This is a genomic window from Halomicronema sp. CCY15110 (assembly GCF_016888165.1).
Taxonomy (GTDB): Bacteria; Cyanobacteriota; Cyanobacteriia; order Phormidesmidales; family Phormidesmidaceae; genus Halomicronema.
In genome coordinates this window covers 1-290 of record NZ_JACSWC010000355.1, presented here as the reverse complement: position 1 = coordinate 290, position 290 = coordinate 1, and the positions used below count along the sequence as shown (strand labels likewise).

General features: G+C 53.8%; 1 pseudogene. It reads right to left on the bottom strand.

Annotated features, from left to right (window positions below):
- Positions 1–4 precede the first annotated feature (4 nt).
- Positions 5–290, bottom strand: a pseudogene (locus JUK32_RS16990) (IS4 family transposase); the annotation flags it as partial.

Sequence of the window (290 nt, the reverse complement as noted above, 5' to 3'; positions counted from 1 at the left end):
GCTACTAAGTACACATAAATCCCTCCTGGGCTAGTGACCATCCCTGAAAGATGGCCTCAAATTTCCTGAGCCCCTGGCTCAAAGTTCGAATGCCGGGTGGAGATTGCGAGCGATAGCCGGACCAACCGCCCAACCGTGCAATCAGCCAAGTGGCCCAAGGCAATGAGCCTGAGGCAAAAGAATGCTGCTGTTTGCGAGTGCGACCTTGTAATTTTGGCGCTAGATGATGAAGGCACTGCTGTTGCGCATCGGAAAAGGTGATGTCAGCCGATAGGGTGTCATCGTCTCGC